At 40.6% G+C, this 14,463-nt stretch carries 17 protein-coding genes and 2 tRNA genes; 10 read left to right on the top strand and 9 right to left on the bottom strand.

Features of this window, described 5'->3' with window-relative positions; translation table 11 throughout:
* Window positions 1-16 precede the first annotated feature (16 nt).
* From hflD to LPA49_RS04795, 9 genes are all read right to left on the bottom strand, one after another.
* Window positions 17-619 (bottom strand): high frequency lysogenization protein HflD, encoded by a 603-nt coding sequence (hflD, locus tag LPA49_RS04835; RefSeq protein ID WP_036968737.1) that lies wholly within the window; start codon window positions 617-619, stop codon window positions 17-19.
* Window positions 619-1,719 carry a tRNA 2-thiouridine(34) synthase MnmA gene (gene mnmA / locus LPA49_RS04830; protein WP_065979989.1) on the bottom strand — a complete coding sequence of 367 codons (1,101 nt, stop codon included), beginning with the start codon at window positions 1,717-1,719 and terminating at the stop codon, window positions 619-621. Before mnmA ends, hflD begins: the two co-directional genes overlap by 1 nt.
* A 209-nt stretch (window positions 1,720-1,928) precedes the next feature.
* Window positions 1,929-2,363 carry an NUDIX hydrolase gene (locus LPA49_RS04825; RefSeq protein WP_230235848.1) on the bottom strand — a complete coding sequence of 145 codons (435 nt, stop codon included), beginning with the start codon at window positions 2,361-2,363 and terminating at the stop codon, window positions 1,929-1,931.
* Window positions 2,356-3,003 (bottom strand): rRNA large subunit pseudouridine synthase E, encoded by a 648-nt coding sequence (locus LPA49_RS04820; RefSeq protein WP_199524850.1) that lies wholly within the window; start codon window positions 3,001-3,003, stop codon window positions 2,356-2,358. The genes LPA49_RS04825 and LPA49_RS04820 overlap by 8 nt, the downstream gene beginning before the upstream one ends.
* Entirely contained in the window at window positions 3,003-3,332 is a 330-nt protein-coding gene (gene tusE, locus LPA49_RS04815; protein WP_036968729.1) for a sulfurtransferase TusE, read from the bottom strand. The genes LPA49_RS04820 and tusE overlap by 1 nt, the downstream gene beginning before the upstream one ends.
* A gap of 3 nt (window positions 3,333-3,335) precedes the next feature.
* Window positions 3,336-3,602, bottom strand: coding sequence for a sulfurtransferase complex subunit TusB (gene tusB, locus LPA49_RS04810; RefSeq protein WP_065979864.1), 267 nt, complete (start codon window positions 3,600-3,602; stop codon window positions 3,336-3,338).
* A complete protein-coding gene (gene tusC, locus LPA49_RS04805) occupies window positions 3,599-3,955 on the bottom strand; it encodes a sulfurtransferase complex subunit TusC (protein ID WP_196857714.1) in 357 nt (118 codons plus the stop codon). Before tusC ends, tusB begins: the two co-directional genes overlap by 4 nt.
* A complete protein-coding gene (tusD, locus tag LPA49_RS04800) occupies window positions 3,952-4,305 on the bottom strand; it encodes a sulfurtransferase complex subunit TusD (RefSeq protein ID WP_196857715.1) in 354 nt (117 codons plus the stop codon). The genes tusC and tusD overlap by 4 nt, the downstream gene beginning before the upstream one ends.
* Window positions 4,306-4,360: 55 nt before the next feature.
* Window positions 4,361-5,026 (bottom strand): Bax inhibitor-1/YccA family protein, encoded by a 666-nt coding sequence (locus LPA49_RS04795; protein ID WP_036968718.1) that lies wholly within the window; start codon window positions 5,024-5,026, stop codon window positions 4,361-4,363.
* Between the two features lie 257 nt (window positions 5,027-5,283).
* On the opposite strand from LPA49_RS04795, the gene LPA49_RS04790 reads away from it, so the two are divergent.
* The 10 genes from LPA49_RS04790 (at window position 5,284) to LPA49_RS04745 (ending at window position 14,159) form a co-directional block, all read left to right on the top strand.
* Window positions 5,284-5,374, top strand: a tRNA-Ser gene (locus LPA49_RS04790).
* A 42-nt stretch (window positions 5,375-5,416) separates the two neighbouring features.
* Window positions 5,417-5,507, top strand: a tRNA-Ser gene (locus tag LPA49_RS04785).
* 141 nt (window positions 5,508-5,648) lie between these two features.
* Window positions 5,649-6,044: a hypothetical protein gene (locus LPA49_RS04780; protein ID WP_036968716.1), complete on the top strand. Its 396-nt coding sequence runs from the start codon at window positions 5,649-5,651 to the stop codon at window positions 6,042-6,044.
* Between the two features lie 125 nt (window positions 6,045-6,169).
* Window positions 6,170-6,631: a GAF domain-containing protein gene (locus tag LPA49_RS04775; RefSeq protein WP_036968713.1), complete on the top strand. Its 462-nt coding sequence runs from the start codon at window positions 6,170-6,172 to the stop codon at window positions 6,629-6,631.
* The gene (locus LPA49_RS04770) at window positions 6,628-6,906 is read left to right on the top strand and encodes a hypothetical protein (RefSeq protein WP_036968711.1); all 279 of its coding nucleotides are present in this window, start codon (window positions 6,628-6,630) and stop codon (window positions 6,904-6,906) included. Before LPA49_RS04775 ends, LPA49_RS04770 begins: the two co-directional genes overlap by 4 nt.
* 14 nt (window positions 6,907-6,920) lie before the next feature.
* Window positions 6,921-7,574 carry an RNA chaperone ProQ gene (gene proQ, locus LPA49_RS04765; RefSeq protein WP_036968708.1) on the top strand — a complete coding sequence of 218 codons (654 nt, stop codon included), beginning with the start codon at window positions 6,921-6,923 and terminating at the stop codon, window positions 7,572-7,574.
* 27 nt (window positions 7,575-7,601) lie between these two features.
* The gene (gene prc / locus LPA49_RS04760; protein WP_036968705.1) at window positions 7,602-9,626 is read left to right on the top strand and encodes a carboxy terminal-processing peptidase; all 2,025 of its coding nucleotides are present in this window, start codon (window positions 7,602-7,604) and stop codon (window positions 9,624-9,626) included.
* A gap of 196 nt (window positions 9,627-9,822) precedes the next feature.
* Window positions 9,823-11,301 (top strand): Na+/H+ antiporter NhaC, encoded by a 1,479-nt coding sequence (gene nhaC, locus LPA49_RS04755; RefSeq protein ID WP_065979868.1) that lies wholly within the window; start codon window positions 9,823-9,825, stop codon window positions 11,299-11,301.
* Between the two features lie 42 nt (window positions 11,302-11,343).
* Window positions 11,344-13,938, top strand: a complete 2,595-nt coding sequence (gene pepN, locus LPA49_RS04750) for an aminopeptidase N (protein ID WP_230235897.1) — start codon at window positions 11,344-11,346, stop codon at window positions 13,936-13,938.
* Window positions 13,938-14,159, top strand: a complete 222-nt coding sequence (locus LPA49_RS04745) for a DUF2835 family protein (RefSeq protein WP_230235834.1) — start codon at window positions 13,938-13,940, stop codon at window positions 14,157-14,159. The genes pepN and LPA49_RS04745 overlap by 1 nt, the downstream gene beginning before the upstream one ends.
* Window positions 14,160-14,463 lie beyond the last annotated feature (304 nt).

Raw genomic sequence — 14,463 nt, 5'->3', positions numbered from 1 at the left:
CTAGTTTGAACGATAATTAAATATACTGTTTAGCAATAGCGAGAATTTTTCTTTTCGCAAAGAAAAAGTGACGGCGTTTACCGCCCATTTGTCGCCATAACACGGCACTACGAATTCCGGCTAAAAGGAGGGCGCGGATTTTGTTTTGCGTGAGTTGCTGCTTTAATAACTCAGGCTTGCCGTACACTTGAATACGATGCCCAAGGGGGCTTAGCACCGATGAGTAAATATCGGCAAGCGCTGCGACCACGGTATCATCTGTGATTGCAAAATGGTCGAGGCGTCGTTTTACATCATCGATACGTCGACCTAATTCATTTAAACTGTTTTGTTTTGCACTTAATGCACGTTCTAACTGCATTAAGCCACCTACATACTTTACGATTTCAACGTCTTTGTCGGCGCCTGCTGAAAGCTGGGCAGTCAACACGCGATAACCCTCACGTAAATTATGTTTTCCCTGGTATACATCTTCAGGGGTATTCGGTGACGTTTCTACAATACAGTTGAGTAATTTTTCTAATTCGTGATCGCTACCACTGCCATATTGCGCTACTTTTTGAACCTGTTTAGCAACTTGACACATGGCGGCTAATGCCATGACTTGGTGCTCTGTCATTATTTGATCACCGAATCGATAATACCGCCACCGAGGCATACTTCGTCAGCATAAAAAACGGCTGATTGGCCTGGTGTCACTGCTTTTTGTGGCTCATCGAATAATACGCGTGCCATACCATCTTCACCAACCAGCAATGTACAGCTGATGTCTTCTTGGCGATAGCGTGTTTTCACTGTACAACGCGTCGTGCCCTTTGGCCCAACACGGTCAACCCAGTGAAGTTGGTTAGCATTTAAGCCATTACTGTATAAGCGAGGGTGATCTTTACCTTGACCAACCACTAAAACATTGCGTGCAATGTCTTTGTCTACAACATACCAAGGCTCGCCTGAACCTTCTTTCATACCGCCAATTAACAGGCCTTTTCGTTGGCCAAGGGTATGGTACATAAGACCTTCGTGCTCACCGACTTCGTTACCATCAGTGTCTTCAATTTTGCCCGGTTGTGCTGGTAAGAATTTTTGTAAAAAGTCTTTAAATTTACGCTCACCAATAAAACAAATACCGGTGCTATCTTTTTTATCGTGCGTTATTAAATCTTGTTCTTCGGCAATGCGACGAACGTCAGGCTTGGCAATATCACCAACAGGGAAAAGTGTTTGTGCAATATGCTCATGACTTAGTGTGTATAAAAAGTAGCTTTGATCTTTGTTGTCATCAAGGCCACGGCACATAACATATTTGTCGTCTCGCTTTTCACGGCGCACATAATGACCCGTGGCGATATAATCGGCACCTAGCGCTTCAGCTGCAAATTCTAGAAAGGCTTTGAATTTGATTTCTTTGTTACACATGATGTCTGGATTAGGTGTGCGACCTGCTTTGTACTCTGCTAAAAAGTACTCAAACACGTTATCCCAGTATTCTGCTGCAAAGTTAACAGTATGTAGTTCAATACCTAGTTTATCGCACACGGCTTGTGCATCTTTAAGATCTTCTGCAGCAGCGCAATATTCATCATTATCGTCTTCTTCCCAGTTTTTCATGAACAGGCCTTCTACTTGATAGCCTTGTTGCTTTAATAAATACGCTGATACAGAAGAATCAACACCGCCGGACATACCAACGATGACTTTAATGTGACTATTTTCGCTCATAATATTCGCTGTCATTTTTTAACTGCTGTGGAAAGGCCGATATTATATACCCAAACCACTTCAAGATGCGAGTTTCAGTTAGGATTAAACGTAATTTAGGCGCGCTACTGATTGCAAATAGTGGTTATTTGCTTGTTACTGTAATAAATCGCTTTTATTTAACAGCGTTAATCAAAACAATCGTCATTATTGGTAAATAACACGCGTCGTTATTGGTAAATCAGGCTCAGTGGATAGGCATGTCCTGCGAGATGATCTTCAATACACTTTAAAACCAGAGGGCTTCTGAGTGGCAGCTCTTTTATGGCGTCTAAGCTGAACCAGTGAGCACTTATAATATCGCTATCAATAGGTGAAGGGGGGAGCTGCTCTGGGCAACTAAACGCAAAACTAAATCGCATGTAGTGTACACCATTTGTGGCATGCAGATTATAAATACCCACAAGATGTGAAGGGGAGAGCGTTAAACCCGTTTCTTCGTATAGTTCACGACTTGCTGCTTCGCTCACGGTCTCGTGTGCTTCTAAATGCCCTGCAGGTTGATTGTAACAAATTTCGCCTGTGTGTTTATCACGCTCTTTTACCAGTAAAAACTTGTTTTGACAGGTAACGATAGCGGCAACAGTGACATGAGGTTTATGCATCTGGGTTATCCACTACTTTATATTCGCCACTTGCTAATCCTGCAAGGGTATATTTGCCAATGCTGTAACGGATAAGTCTTAAGGTTGGGAAACCAACATGGGCTGTCATGCGCCTTACTTGACGATTTCGTCCTTCAGTTATTGAGATTTCAAGCCAACTAGTCGGAATGTTTTTACGCTCTCTTACCGGTGGTGTTCGAGGCCACAAGGTCGGTTCGTCAATGCGTTTAACTTTGGCTGGTTTGGTCATGCCATCTTTAAGCTCTACACCTTTATTGAGCGCATAAATGGCTTCGTCGGTAACATCGCCTTCGACTTGCACCCAGTAAGTTTTAGCGGTCTTTTTATGTGGCTCAGTTAATGTGTGCTGTAATTTTCCACAATTGGTGAGTAGCAATAGGCCCTCGCTGTCTCTGTCGAGGCGACCTGCAGCATAAACGTCTTTGATGTTTATAAAATCAGCCAGAGTTTTACGATTTTGATCATCCGTAAATTGGCACAATACATCAAATGGCTTATTGAACAGCACAACTTTGCGTTGCTCTGGGCTTAAGGGTTCTTTTACTTCACGTTTTAGTGTGGGTCTTGAATAACGTCGCCCATTACTGCGACGCGGTTTACTCGTAGGTTTGTGTGCCATTAAATACACCTTGCTGGCTTTGGTAAACCTGCAATTTTTGTAGCTTGCTTCGCAGGGCCTTTTGGAAACAGCTTATATAGATACATGCTGTTGCCTTTTTCTTCGCCGAGTTTTTGTGCCATTGCTTTTACTAGCATACGAATAGCTGGACTGGTGTTGTATTCTAAATAAAAGTCACGAACAAAATGCACGACTTCCCAATGTTGTGCAGTCAGGGTTATGTTTTCTTGCTCAGCAATTATAGGAGCCAGTGCTTCACTCCAATCTGCGCTGTTGAGTAAATAACCTTGTTTATCAGTGTCTATTTGTTTGTTATTAAATTCGAGCATGGTTTACCACGTGATAGTGTTTTGGCTAGTTAAAGTCAGTTCAACAAACTGGTTGTAGTCAATATCGACATCATATTCGCTAAGCGTAATGGCACGCGCTGTGGCATCTTCTTTTAATAAATGCAAAGCAGCAGAAAATTGTCTGTACTGTTTAATGTTGTAGCAAGCATCACCGACAAGCAGCACAGTGTCATCACTGCTGATTAAATTTTCAAGTGCATTGGTGCAGTAGTGCGACAAAGGTTTTGAAAAAATATGCAAGGTACTCATAGAGTCACCACCTGGTGCTGCTGACTTATTAAGAGGCGCTGCTGTTCAAAATTAGCGACTTTTACATCAATAATTAAATTATCTTTGGTTAAATTAAAATCCATCAGTGATTTTTCGCAAACGTAAATGTTTTCAACATCATATAACTCAAGCGTTTTAATGGTTTTAAAATAGTTTTTAATTCCCAATACTTCAGGTTGTTGGTGTTTTTTGAGTGCCAGTACAGCATCGCCACTGAGTAACCAACTAATATTTTGCTCAATGGCAGCAAATATCAGTGTGGTGTCGAGTGATTCACGCATATGCTGATCGTCAAACGGGCTATGTTGGCTAATTACTAAAATGTTCTTCATTTAAATTGCACCCATTTATCAGCATCCGCAGCGAGCATAGCAAACTCGGCCAGACCTGCGACGGTGAATACCCCTGTATTTTCGATGTCTAAACCACGCTTTTCTGCCGCGGTAACACACAGTAAAAGTGGGATACTTTTAGCATTGAGGTCTTGCCATAAACGACTAACAGGTAGCTCGTCACTGGCGAGTTCTAAATGTTGACTGGCGTGATACACACCTGCTTGATACAAAAAAACAGCTGAAATTGTGTGCCCTGAATCAAGGCAAGCCTGTGTAAATTTAATCAGACGTTGCGTACAGTCATGATCGGTCGGTGCGGTGTGAAGTGAAAGTACAAATTGTGCCAAAACGCATCCAATAAAAAAGCCCCTAGAAAGGGGCTATTTTAACAGAACTATTTAATTAGTCATCACTTGCGCCAAGTAGATGTAGAAGCGAAGTGAATAGGTTATACACGTTTAAGTACAGTGCAACGGTGGCACGAATGTAGTTTGTTTCACCGCCGTTAATAATGCGGCTTGTGTCGAACAAGATTAAACCCGACATAATTAACACAACTGCTGCATTTATCACCATAAACGTGATTGAGCTGCCGATGAATAAATTGACTAAGCTTGCAATGATAACAACGATTAAGCCAACGGTTAAAAAGCCGCCCATAAATGAGAAATCTTTTTTGGTCGTTAGCGCATACGCCGATAAACCAAAGAAAATAAGTGCGGTTGAACCCAGTGCTTGCATAATAAGCATTGGACCATTTGGCATTGCTGCGTAGTAGTTAAGGATCGGACCTAAGCCTGCTCCCATCAACCCCGTAAAAACAAATACCCATGCAACACCCGATGCGCTGTCTGCCTTTTTATGCACCACAAAAAGCACACCAAACGCAACTAAGCTAAATACTATACCCATAAAGTAAGGTAGGTTCATTGCCATTGAAATACCTGCAGTAATGGCACTGAAAGCCAGTGTCATAGCAAGTAAAAAATACGTGTTTTTTAGTACTTTATTTGTTTCAATGGTCGACATAACCGGTCTAGCGGTATTGTACGATTGATTAAACGCCATTGTTAGAGCTCCTTAAATGAACTGATATGTTCGTTAGTTCCAATAGTTAAACTGAACTAAGCCTATCAAGAGTTATATATTTGGGCAAACCTTTGTAGATCAATAGACAAGATAAATAATAAAAAAGTTCAGATTGTTCACAATTTGGCTCGCATTGTGTTTTTGCTGAACGATTTAGTTGTTTTTTAATCACTTAAACAGTTTTTTGAAAAAAAAGCTTCACAAACTAAGCTGCCTTATCTATTATGCACGCCGTCGGAGAGATGGCAGAGTGGTCGAATGCACCGGTCTTGAAAACCGGCAGGGGTTTGTAGCCCCTCTAGGGTTCAAATCCCTATCTCTCCACCATTATTTTTACTACTGGCGAAAGCGAGTAGTTTTTCCGCACTCGGAGAGATGGCAGAGTGGTCGAATGCACCGGTCTTGAAAACCGGCAGGGGTTTGTAGCCCCTCTAGGGTTCAAATCCCTATCTCTCCACCATTATAAAAGCCGCTGAATCTAATTCAGCGGCTTTTTTGTTTCTGCAGTTTTTAAATTACGACTATGGTCGATATTTCGTATTCTACCGAGTTAGTCCATGCTTAATACTTCTCGTATTATCTTTGTGAAATTAGGGAATTTATGAAACATCGTTTAGCAAAGAGTGTAGGACTTTCATTATTATCACCCGTCATTATTGGCTGTGTACTTGGTGTGTATTACGCATTGACGCTAGAAGGAAATGGCTGGCGTATCTTTTTCAATTTATTTATGAACGCGATTGCAAATGCACATATTGTTGGCCTTACAATGGCAGCATTTGTTGTGCCTGGTTATCTGCTTATGTACAAGTACGCAAAAGTAAACTATTCAGGCGTTCTTACTTTGGGTTTACTCGGGGGTGCTATTTTTAGTTACTTGCTAAGTGCGACATCTGGTATGGCGTTTATTGTAAATGCAATTATGTCTGCATTGGCCGCAGGATTATTTTTATTTGGCTTGCGACAGGGTCTACCATCTCAAACATCTCATCAATAGCAGAATATTTAATCAAGCTGACTGAAATTAAGGGCAAAATGTTTTTTTTTGCCCTTAAAAGGTTTCATTTATCGCCTACAAAGAGTACCTTTAGCTACTGTATGTTTAATAAGAAGTAGTTTGGTATGCAAAAGCAAGATTTTTACCAGTCATTAGTTAAACAAACTGAATCGCTGATCGCTGGTGAACCCAATGTCATAGCTAATATGGCGAATATTAGTGCGTTGTTATTTACCTCATTAGAGGATATAAATTGGGCGGGCTTTTATTTACTGGATTCGCCAGAAGAATTAGTGCTAGGGCCGTTTCAAGGTAATCCTGCGTGTATCCGTATTCCAGTTGGAAAAGGGGTATGTGGGACTGCGGCACAAACACAAGAAACACAATTAGTTGAAGATGTTCACGCTTTTGCAGGTCATATTGCTTGTGATGCAGCATCAAACTCTGAAATTGTTGTACCAATCTTCAAAGATGGTCACGTGTTTGCCGTGCTTGATATCGATAGTCCGAGCATCGGTCGATTCGATACTGATGATCAAGCTGGTTTAGAAGCATTGGTAAAATGCTTTGAGGCAAATCTGAAATGAAAGATCTGCTAAATGTGCAAGATTACCTTTTTGCCATTCACGATGTTGGTGATTGGGAAGGGGAAGAAGAAGTTGCAGCTGAAAGGCTCAACGACTTGATTCATATGGCTTGGGATCGTCTTCCAGATGACTTAGACTGTGAATCAATTGATGAAATTATAAATGGTATTTGGGAACACCTTCGCGGTGATTTAGCGCTTATTGAAGCGGACTTCGAAGAGTTAACCGACTGGGTAACACACTATGTCGATTCATCGCTCGATGAAAAGATGTAATAAAAGGTTCTAACATGGAAACCACAAACAAGCTAAAAGATATTAATGAAGTATTGGATTTCTTATACCAAGAATTTCCACAATGTTTTAAACAAAAAGACGGCATTCAGCCGCTTAAAGTGGGTATCTTTAAAGATATCGCTGAGCGCATTGAAGGCTCTGAGAAAGTCAGTAAAACTCAGGTTCGTCAAGCGTTAAGAAAGTACACCTCAAACTGGCGCTATTTAGAAGCCGTGACAAAGTCTGAGTTCCGTATTGATCTTGATGGTAATCAAGATGAAAAAGTGGAACAAGAGCACATTGAGCACGCTCAAAAAGCGTTAGAAGAAAGCCGCGCAAAAATGGCTAAACGCAAAAAAGCCCAGCGTCCACCACGTAAAGATGCAGACACAAAATCTTACAAAAAGAATGCGGGTTCGCACGCCAAAACAGGCGATAAAGGCGCTAGAGTTAACACTAAACCAGCTAAAGCTGCTCCTGCAAAACGTTCAGGAAAAGTTGAACCATTACCTGCCTCAGAGGTCAAGGTTAATAGCAAGGTTAAAGTTAAACTTGGCCAAGCACTTGTAAACGCAGTTATTACTGAAGTGAATAAAGATGAAGTTCACGTTGAGTTAGTAACAGGAATGCAAGTTAAGACCAAAGCAGACAGCCTGTATATCATTTAATAGCTGTAAAAAATAAAGGAGTTGTGTATGAGTAAAAAGTTTACGCTCATTCCGTTAGTCGCTGCCCTGTTTTCAGGTTCATTATTGGCTTCTACAGATAATTTAACTGCAGAAGATTTACCAGTACTCAAGCAAGAAAGCCAACATAGTACAGCAAGCAAACGGGTGACAAACTTATTTACTCGTGCACACTACAAACCCATTCGCTTTAACGATGAATTATCTGAGCAGATATTTGATCGATATATCGAATCCCTCGATTTTAATAAAAGTGTGTTTTTAGCGTCTGATATTGCTTCTTTCGAACAATATAAAGACCAGTTCGATAATGCGCTCTCTTCAGGGAAACTTGGGTTTGCCTTTGATATTTTTAATTTGAGCTTAAAGCGTCGTTTTGAGCGTTATGATTATTCTTTATCGTTACTTGAAAATGAAATGAAGTTCGATAAAGCAGATGAATATATGTTTGACCGCGAAGACGCTAAGTGGGCAACGACTCAAGCTGAGCTTGATGAATTGTGGCGTCAGCGTGTTAAATACGATGCGTTGCGTTTAAAAATGACCGGTAAAGATTGGCAAGGCATAAAAGAGGTCTTAACCAAGCGTTACCACAATGCGCAAAAACGCTTAGTGCAGACAAACAGTGAAGATGCATTTCAAATTGTAATGAATTCGTTTGCACGTAGTATTGAAGCACACACATCTTACTTATCACCCCGCCGTGCTGAACAGTTCAAAATGGACATGGACCTTGAACTTGAAGGTATTGGCGCAGTATTAAGTTATGATGAAGATTATACCGTGATCCGAAGCCTAGTTCCGGGTGGTCCCGCTGACAAATCTGAACAAATTAAAGCCGATGACCGCATTATAGGTGTTGCTCAAGAGGGCGAAGACTTTGTTGATGTTATTGGCTGGCGTCTTGATGACGTGGTTGATTTAATCAAAGGCCCTAAAGGTACTAAAGTTCGCTTACAGTATCTAAAAGGGGCGGATGCTCATGGTACTCCGAAAGTTGTTGAAATAACCCGTGATAAAATTCGTTTAGAAGACCGTGCTGCTAAATCAGAAGTATTTGAAGCGAAATACTCAGATTTAACAAGTAAAATCGGTGTGATAGAAATCCCAGGTTTCTACAATAATTTATCGCAAGACGTAAAAGTTGAAATTGCGAAATTAAAAGAAGCGAAAGTAGATGGCATCATAATCGATTTACGCCAAAACGGCGGCGGCTCATTGTATGAAGCGACGCAATTGTCAGGCCTGTTTATTGATCAAGGTCCAGTCGTACAAATTCATACGTTAAACAACCGTATCGAAGAGCAAAAAGACCGCGATGGTGTCACTTTTTATGATGGCCCATTAACCGTTTTAGTTGACCGTTACAGTGCATCAGCCTCTGAAATATTTGCAGCAGCGATGCAAGACTATGGCCGTGCTATTGTGATTGGTGAGCAAACGTTTGGTAAAGGTACAGTACAACAGCACAAACCGCTGGGCCGTGCGTATGATTTATATGATCACCCACTTGGCAGCGTACAATACACAATTGCAAAATTTTATCGTATTAATGGCGGAAGCACGCAGCATAAAGGGGTGATTCCCGATGTGTCATTCCCCTCAGCGATTGACCCAGCAGACTGGGGCGAAAGTCAGCAAGACAATGCATTACCTTGGGACAGCATCATTCGCGCTAAATATAATTCAGTTGACGATTTGAAGCCTGCGATTGCTTATGTCAATAAATTACATGATGCGCGCATTGCCAATGAGCCTGAATTTGGTTATGTGTTCGATGACATTAAACGTTATCAAGAAGAGAAAGATCGAAAAACAATTTCACTTGTTGAAGCAACACGTATTAAAGAGAAAGACGAAGGCGAAGAGCGTGCGCTTGAGCGTGCTAATGAACGATTAGTTCGATTAGGTCACAAACCAGTGGAAAGCTTAGATGATTTACCTGATACGCTTGATGATCTCGACCCTTTCTTAGAAGAAGCCGCGTTAATTACGCAAGACTATATTAAGTATGGTCGGCTCGCGAAAAAATAAATACCTATAATTGGTTAATAAAAAGGCGCTTAGGCGCCTTTTTTACTGCCCAAAACGGGGCATCTTGTTATAATTGATCAATCTGGCTGTCTAAAATGTTCGTGGTCTAATTAATAAACATTAATCCAAGGCGTTCTTTAGACAATCAAACAATAATAATTAAACACGCCACATAAGACGTGTAGGAGACTATCTTTTGAATTCAATTGAAGAGAAGCCGATCAAACAGGCCAGTTTTTTAGATGCCTTGATCCCCATTACTGTTCTCGTGTGCCTATTGGGTGCAGCTGTTTATTTATTCGGTGATAACTCATCATCGGGGCCAAATCAAATAGCCTTACTCTTTGCTACTTTTACTGCTGCCTTAATCGGTCTAAAAAACGGCTATACCTGGAAAAAGCTTGAACAAGCGATGATTGAAGGGATCACCTTATCATTAGGTGCCATTATTATACTGTTAATGGTAGGCGCATTGATTGGCACATGGCTGCTATCTGGAACAGTACCCACCTTAATTTACTATGGTTTACAAATTATCAATCCAAGTTGGTTCTATGCGGCTAGTTGTTTAATTTGTGGCATTGTTGCGATGAGTATTGGTAGCTCATGGACGACAGCTGCTACCATCGGTGTGGCATTATTAGGTGTTGCAACGGGGTTAGGACTTGAGCAGGTGGTGACTGCCGGTGCTGTTATTTCAGGCGCGTACTTTGGTGATAAGTTAAGCCCACTGTCGGAAACAACAAATTTAGCCCCTGCGGTTGCCGGAGCCGATCTGTTTGAGCATATTCATCATATGCTTTGGACCACGGTGCCTAGCTTTATCATTGCCTTAATTATTTTTATTTTTATGGGCTTTAATGCAGGTGGTTCAGCAGAAGCAGGCCGAATTGATGAAATCATTAACCTGTTAGAAAGCAACTTTAATATCGGGCTTGAAATGCTCGTGCCATTAGTCGTGTTGCTTATTCTTGCAATAAGAAAAATGCCGGCATTTCCAGCTATTTCAATTGGTGCAGTACTGGGTGCTATTTGGGCTATGTTGTTTCAATCAGATTTAATTAATAGTCAAATCGATACGTCACAAGGGCAGTTAATTGGCTATTTCAAGCTAGTATGGACAACATTTTTTGATGGCTTTAGCATCGATACGGGCGACGAAAAAATGGATTCATTGCTCAGTGGCGGCGGTATGGCCGGAATGTTAAACACAACTTGGCTAATTATGACCGCATTGATGTTTGGCGCCATTATGGAGAAAACTGGCTTGCTAGATATGTTTGTAAAAAGCATATTGAAAATAGCGAAAAGCACCGGCTCACTTATAACAGCGACAATTGCGACTTGTATCGGTACCAATGCAGTGGCGGCAGATCAATACATTGCTATTGTTGTACCAGGACGTATGTTTAAAGATGAATATGAAAAACGCGGTTTAAAACCGGTGAATTTATCACGTACTTTAGAAGACGGTGGCACCATTACAAGCCCGCTGATCCCATGGAATACGTGTGGTGCATACATGCAAAGCGTTTTATTAATTAACCCATTTGATTATGCACTTTACGCTTTCTTTAATTTAATTAATCCAGTACTCGCTGTTGTTTACGCATATTTAGGTATTAAAATTTTACGTATCGAACCAAAGCACGTTAAACAAACCAGCGCTGAATAATTCATGTTAGGCCCTGTTAAACAGGGCCATTTGGAGTCAATGATGTCTGCAACGAGTAAACCTCAAGCTCAATATTTAAAAGATTACCAAGCCCCTCATTTTTCAATACAACATATCGATTTACGCTTTGAATTAGCGCCCTTAAAAACCGTCGTACACTCAACAATGACGATTAACCGGGTGGATGAAACGGGGGCTGATTTAGTGCTTGATGGTGTTGATTTAACACTTATCTCACTGCATGTAGATGAGCAAGAGTACAGTGACTATACGCTTGAGGATGAGGCACTCATCATCCACAATTTACCTGCTAATTTTATTTTAAAAATTGTCAACCATATCGATCCTCAAACAAACACTTCCCTCGAAGGCCTGTATTTATCGGGGGGCGCGTATTGCACGCAATGTGAAGCTGAAGGTTTTAGAAAAATCACTTATTACTTGGATCGCCCAGATGTATTGGCAAGTTTTGATGTTACGATCATTGCTGAGCAAAAATACACGCATTTATTGTCTAACGGTAATCAGATTGATGCAGGCACACTCGATGATGGTCGCCACTTTGTCAAATGGCAGGATCCATTTAAAAAACCAAGTTACTTGTTTGCATTAGTTGCAGGTGATTTTGATGTGTTACGCGACCAGTACACAACGAAATCAGGCCGTAATGTTGAGTTGGCCTTATTTGTTGATAAAGGTAATTTACCAAAAACCCCGCATGCAATGACATCGTTAAAAAAATCAATGCAGTGGGATGAAGAACGTTTCAATCTTGAATACGACTTAGATATATACATGATTGTTGCCGTCGATTTCTTCAATATGGGGGCGATGGAAAATAAAGGATTAAACATCTTCAACTCTAAATGTGTGTTAGCGAATCAAGAAACCGCCACCGATAAAGATTACCACACGATTGAATCTATTGTAGGGCATGAATATTTTCATAACTGGACGGGCAATCGCGTTACTTGTCGAGACTGGTTTCAGTTGTCTTTGAAAGAAGGTTTAACCGTATTTAGAGACCAAGAGTTTAGTAGTGATTTGGGATCTCGTGCCCTAAACCGTATTGATGCTGTAAAAGTAATGCGAACTCATCAGTTTAGCGAAGATGCAGGGCCTATGGCGCACCCAATTCGCCCAGAAAAAGTTATTGAAATGAATAACTTTTACACTGTGACAGTGTATGACAAGGGCGCAGAAGTTATTCGTATGATGCACACGATATTAGGCGAAGAAAAGTTTCAGCAAGGTATGGCGCTTTACTTCCAACGGCACGATGGTCAAGCCGTTACCTGTGATGACTTTGTTGCAGCCATGAGTGATGCTTCTGAAATTGACTTGCAGCAGTTTAAGCGTTGGTACAATCAAGCGGGTACTCCAAGATTAAAAGTAGATCAATATTTTGATCATGCTAATCAAACCTTTACACTGACCATTGAGCAATTTGCGCCAGATAATCAACCTAATAATGCGTTGTTACATATTCCGTTTGCGATTGAATTACTTGACCCTGCTGGTCAATCAGTGCCGTTAACGATTAATAATCAGATGCAAGATTCTGTGCTTAATATAACTGAAAAACAACACACCTTTGTGTTTGAAAATGTTATAGAGCCGCCTGTTGCAGTGCTTCTGGAAGATTTTTCTGCTCCTTGTATTGTTGACCAAACTAGCAGCACCGCTGATTTGCTCCATATTATGCGTTTTGCACGAAGTGATTTTTCGCGATGGGATGCACAGCAACGATTATTTACCAACGAAATTAAAGCCGCAATATCATCGGGTAATGCATGTTTATCACCCGACATCATTTCTGCTCTTAACGTATTAATTACAGAACGAGCAGGGGATTTGGCACTGATTGCAGAGCTATTAAAATTACCGAGCTATGACACGATTGCGGCTGAATATGCAGTGATCCCCGTTGATGACATTGTTTCAGTAATGAATGCATTTGAACTACATATTGCGACTGACTTATCGGACTCATTGATTGCGTGTTATAAGGCATTACACGATGATGGCACAACATCTGCCGAGGCTGTTGCCGTTAGGGCACTTAAACAGGTCTGTTTGCACTATTTAGCAAAAACTGAACAGCAAGACGTGAATAACTTTATTGACGAAGCCGTAGCCAGCTCTAACATGACAAATGTGTTAGCTGCGCTAAGTGCGGTTGTAAAAGCGAATCACCCTCGCTGTGATAATTTGCTCAATGAATTTGATGCTAAATGGCGACATGATGTACTTGTAATGGACAAATGGTTTGCATTGCAGGCAATGAAAGAGTCAGCAACCTGCATTGAAGACATTAAGCAGTTGTATGATCACCCAAGTTTTGATTTTGGTAATCCAAACCGTGTCAGAGCATTGGTCGGCAGCTTTAGCCATTTTAATACTACACAATTTCATCGTGCAGACGGCAAAGGGTATCAATTATTGGGTGATTTGCTCATTAAGCTCAATGATATTAACCCGCAAAATGCATCACGTATGTTAACACCATTTATGGCATGGAAACGTTATGATCACGACCGTTCGCAGGCAATCAAAGCACAATTGCAACGTTTGGCATCATTAGAGAGCCTAAGTGATGATTTATTTGAAAAAGTTGAGAAAGCGTTAGTAGGTTAATGACTGAATACTTTTTTTCTTTGTATTTAAGTTATGCAGAATGCCTTGATTACTATCATGGTAAATATACTTCAATACAGGTAACAGAAGATGGTGGCAAAACAATTCGTTTTGCTGCCAAGCATTTACGTCCTTTTATTTCATCATTAGGGATAAGAGGGCGTTTTAGACTCACGCTGGGCGCTGATAATCAGTTTTTAAAGCTTGAAGAAGTGAGTTAAAACGCCAAATAGCCTTAAAGCTGTAATACGACAAAGTGTGCTAATTTACCCAAAAATTAGCCACATTTTTCTCCCTCCTATAAAATAATCTTATTATATTTTTGTTAATTCAATTTGTTCTATTGTTAATTTACGTGTATAAATTATCTGGTATGACGTCTTACCAATACGTAAACGTCACATTTTTAAATAAATATTAACCGATTGAACGCGTTCTATATTGTATTTTTGCTATTTCGCTTCTATCGTTAGAAAGATTCTAAAAACAACAATTTGATCACAAAACAACCCGTTACAGGGGGAT

This window comes from Pseudoalteromonas sp. MB41 (assembly GCF_020966275.1).
In the GTDB taxonomy this organism is placed as follows: domain Bacteria; phylum Pseudomonadota; class Gammaproteobacteria; order Enterobacterales; family Alteromonadaceae; genus Pseudoalteromonas; species Pseudoalteromonas lipolytica.
The sequence above is the reverse complement of the archived record's forward strand: the minus strand, read 5'-3'. Positions and strand labels throughout refer to the sequence as shown.

Excerpts from the sequence above, each read along its gene's own strand:
- pepN (WP_230235897.1), top strand. The coding sequence starts at position 11,344 with ATGTCTGCAACGAGTAAACCTCAAGCTCAATATTTAAAAGATTACCAA.
- tusB (WP_065979864.1), bottom strand. The coding sequence starts at position 3,602 with ATGAGTACCTTGCATATTTTTTCAAAACCTTTGTCGCACTACTGCACC.
- tusE (WP_036968729.1), bottom strand. The coding sequence starts at position 3,332 with ATGCTCGAATTTAATAACAAACAAATAGACACTGATAAACAAGGTTAT.
- LPA49_RS04770 (WP_036968711.1), top strand. The coding sequence starts at position 6,628 with ATGAAAGATCTGCTAAATGTGCAAGATTACCTTTTTGCCATTCACGAT.
- LPA49_RS04745 (WP_230235834.1), top strand. The coding sequence starts at position 13,938 with ATGACTGAATACTTTTTTTCTTTGTATTTAAGTTATGCAGAATGCCTT.
- LPA49_RS04780 (WP_036968716.1), top strand. The coding sequence starts at position 5,649 with ATGAAACATCGTTTAGCAAAGAGTGTAGGACTTTCATTATTATCACCC.
- LPA49_RS04795 (WP_036968718.1), bottom strand. The coding sequence starts at position 5,026 with ATGGCGTTTAATCAATCGTACAATACCGCTAGACCGGTTATGTCGACC.
- hflD (WP_036968737.1), bottom strand. The coding sequence starts at position 619 with ATGACAGAGCACCAAGTCATGGCATTAGCCGCCATGTGTCAAGTTGCT.
- tusC (WP_196857714.1), bottom strand. The coding sequence starts at position 3,955 with ATGAAGAACATTTTAGTAATTAGCCAACATAGCCCGTTTGACGATCAG.
- proQ (WP_036968708.1), top strand. The coding sequence starts at position 6,921 with ATGGAAACCACAAACAAGCTAAAAGATATTAATGAAGTATTGGATTTC.
- LPA49_RS04820 (WP_199524850.1), bottom strand. The coding sequence starts at position 3,003 with ATGGCACACAAACCTACGAGTAAACCGCGTCGCAGTAATGGGCGACGT.
- mnmA (WP_065979989.1), bottom strand. The coding sequence starts at position 1,719 with ATGAGCGAAAATAGTCACATTAAAGTCATCGTTGGTATGTCCGGCGGT.
- LPA49_RS04775 (WP_036968713.1), top strand. The coding sequence starts at position 6,170 with ATGCAAAAGCAAGATTTTTACCAGTCATTAGTTAAACAAACTGAATCG.
- prc (WP_036968705.1), top strand. The coding sequence starts at position 7,602 with ATGAGTAAAAAGTTTACGCTCATTCCGTTAGTCGCTGCCCTGTTTTCA.
- LPA49_RS04825 (WP_230235848.1), bottom strand. The coding sequence starts at position 2,363 with ATGCATAAACCTCATGTCACTGTTGCCGCTATCGTTACCTGTCAAAAC.